At 70.0% G+C, this 2,978-nt stretch carries 4 protein-coding genes; all 4 read left to right on the top strand.

Translation table 11 applies throughout. The features are described 5' to 3' along the window. The first annotated feature begins 32 nt into the window (after window positions 1-32). Window positions 33-323: a DUF503 domain-containing protein gene (locus tag ACFU5M_RS34265; protein WP_039799368.1), complete on the top strand. Its 291-nt coding sequence runs from the start codon at window positions 33-35 to the stop codon at window positions 321-323. A gap of 98 nt (window positions 324-421) precedes the next feature. Then, window positions 422-865, top strand: a complete 444-nt coding sequence (gene rbfA, locus ACFU5M_RS34260) for a 30S ribosome-binding factor RbfA (RefSeq protein WP_379055740.1) — start codon at window positions 422-424, stop codon at window positions 863-865. 13 nt (window positions 866-878) lie between these two features. After that, window positions 879-1,880, top strand: a complete 1,002-nt coding sequence (locus ACFU5M_RS34255) for a bifunctional oligoribonuclease/PAP phosphatase NrnA (RefSeq protein ID WP_379055738.1) — start codon at window positions 879-881, stop codon at window positions 1,878-1,880. Between the two features lie 290 nt (window positions 1,881-2,170). After that, on the top strand, window positions 2,171-2,978 hold an 808-nt coding region (locus ACFU5M_RS34250; protein ID WP_379055742.1), incomplete at its 3' end, for an MATE family efflux transporter.

The raw sequence follows: 2,978 nt of genomic DNA, 5'->3' as shown, positions 1-2,978 counted from the left end.
CCGGTCGGTCTTCCTGACTGGGGAGGGTGTGGGTGTACCTGGGTGCACTGGAGTTCGACCTGCTGCTCGGCGACGTGCATTCACTGAAACAGAAGCGCTCGGTGATCCGGCCGATCCTTGCCGAATTGCAGCGCTTCGGTGTGAGTGCCGCCGAAGGTGGGGAACACGATCTATACCGTCGCTCGCTACTGGGCGTGGCCATGGTCAGCGCGGGCATGGACCACCTGACCGAGGTGCTGGACAGATGTGAACGGCACGTCGCGGCCCGTCCGGAGTTACAGTTGCTGGCGGTGCGCCGCCGGATCTTCGGGCCCGAAGACTGACCGGCGCAGCGACGGCGCGGAGGGCGGAACTCCGGTGGCGACACCGGTCCGCGCTCCGACCGCCATCGAACAGAGTTGATAGTGAGGAGGAAACGGCCATGGTGGACCAAGCCAGGGCACGCCGACTCGCCAAGCGGATCTCCTCGATCGTCGCGACCGCGATCGAATACGAGGTGAAGGACCCGCGGCTGCGTTTCGTGACCATCACCGACGCCAAGGTCACCGGCGATCTCCGGGAGGCGACGGTGTACTACACCGTGATGGGCGAAAACCTCGACGCCGATCCGGATTACGAAGGTGCGGCGATCGGCCTGGAGAAGGCCAAGGGTGTCCTGCGCTCCAAGGTGGGCGCGGGAACCGGGGTGAAGTTCACCCCGACGCTGGCATTCGTACTGGACCGCGTGCCCGACGCGGCACGGCAGATGGAGGAATTGCTCGCCAAGGCGCGGGCCGCCGACGACGAGGTCGCCAAGGTGGCCGCCACGGCCAGGCCCGCGGGTGACGCCGACCCCTACAAGGTCGAACGCGATGCCGACGAGTGACATGCGGTAGTCGATGACGACGATGCGGGAAACGGCCGACTTGGACGTGGCCGTGGCGGCGCTGGACGCTGCACGCTCGGTGACCGTCGTCTGCCATGTGCAGCCCGATGCGGACACCATAGGAAGTGGTCTGGCGCTGGCGCTGGTGCTGCACCGGCGCGGGATCCCGGTGCAGGTGTCCTTCGCCGAGCCGGCGGAGTTGCCCGTGTCGATGCGGTCGCTGCCCGGCGTGCGGCATCTGGTGGCGCCCGCCGAGGTGCGTGCCGAGGTGGACCTGCTGATCGCGGTCGACTGCGGCAGCGGCACCCGGCTGGGTGCGCTCGCCGACCGATTGCCCGGCGCCGCAACGACGATGGTGATCGATCACCATCGGTCGAACACCTGCTTCGGCGCGATCAACGTGGTCGATCCCGGCGCCGAGTCCACCACGAGCCTCATCGCGCGGTTGCTCGACGCGTGGGGCGTGCCGATCGATGCGGACGTCGCACATTGCCTCTATGCCGGTCTGGTCACCGACACCGGCTCGTTCCGGTGGGTTCGGCCGGGTACCCACGAACTGGCGGAACGGCTGCTGGCCACGGGAATCGACGGCGCTGACATCGCTCGCACCTTGATGGACACCCACCCGTTCGGGTGGTTGCCCATGTTGTCGCGGGTGCTCGGGACGGCGCAGCTCGTCCCGGAGGTCCGCGGCGGTGTGGGGCTGGTGTACGCCTTCGTGCGTCGCGACGACATCGACGACGTTCGGTCGGAGGAGATCGAGAGCGTGATCGACATCGTGCGCACGACCGCCGAAGCGGGAATCGCCGCGGTATTCAAGCAATCTCGCGTCGTACCGGACCGGTGGACGGTGTCACTGCGCTCGCGCGACAGCGGATCGTGCGCGGGCGACGGGGTGGACGTCGCGGAGGTGGCGACAGCGTTGGGCGGCGGCGGCCATCGGTTCGCCGCCGGATACACCGCGTACGGCACGCCCGGCGATCTGGTCGGTGCGCTGCTGGCCGCGCTCGGATGAGGCGTGGTCGTCGGTAGCGGCGCCGCGCCGGGGCGCCCGCGCGGCCGTGACGTCGTCCGGGCGTCGCCCTGTCCGTCCGGAATAGCGGGTTGGGCGAAGCCTGCCGCACGCTGCCGGAATTGTCGGTGGGGCGTGCGACGGTGGAGCGCGAGCGCAACGATGGTGCTCCCGGGGAGGTGCTCGTGAACGCGCAGGGTCGCAGCCGCGCGGAGATCGGTGACCCGGCTTCGCTCGTTAGTGGAACGGAGCCGGCGCGCGTCGACCGCGCCGCCGCTGCCGGACCGCGGCGCATTCTCGGCCTCGCGTTGCCGACCCTCGGCGTGCTGGTCGCCGAACCGATCTACCTGCTGTTCGATCTTGCCGTGGTCGGCAGGCTCGGCGCGCTCGCGCTGGCCGGTCTCGCCGTCGGCGGGCTGATCCTGGCGCAGACGAGTTCGCAGCTGACCTTCCTGTCCTACGGCACCACCGCGCGCTCGGCGCGCCGCCACGGCGCGGGCGACCACCGGGGAGCCGTCGCCGAAGGCGTGCAGGCCACCTGGATCGCGGTCGCCGTCGGCGTCGGCATCCTCCTCCTGATCCAAGCGTTCGCCATGCCGGTGACCAGCGCCATCGCGGGCGGTGGGGACATCGCGGAGGAAGCGCTGGGCTGGGTGCGGATCGCCCTGTTCGGCGTGCCGCTGATCCTGATCTCCATGGCGGGGAACGGATGGATGCGCGGCATCCAGGAGACGCGCAGACCGTTGATCTTCGTGGTCGCCGGACTCGTGGTGTCGGGCATCCTGTGCCCCGCGCTGGTGCACGGACTGCTCGGCGCGCCGCATCTGGGCCTGCCCGGCTCGGCCGTGGCGAACGTGGCGGGTCAGACCGTCACCGCTGTCCTGTTCCTCGACGCGCTGGTCCGCGAACGGGTTCCGCTCGCCCCGCACTGGTCGGTCATGCGGGCCCAGCTCGTGCTCGGGCGCGACCTCATCGCCCGCAGCTTCGCTTTCCAGGCGTGCTTCGTCTCGGCGGCGGCGGTCGCCGCGCGGTTCGGCGCCGCGTCGGTGGCGGCCCACCAGCTGGTGCTGCAACTGTGGAACTTCCTGGCGCTGTCCCTGG

The organism is Nocardia sp. NPDC057455 (genome assembly GCF_042802775.1).
Taxonomy (GTDB): Bacteria; Actinomycetota; Actinomycetes; order Mycobacteriales; family Mycobacteriaceae; genus Nocardia.
This window is presented reverse-complemented; position numbering and strand designations above follow the sequence as displayed.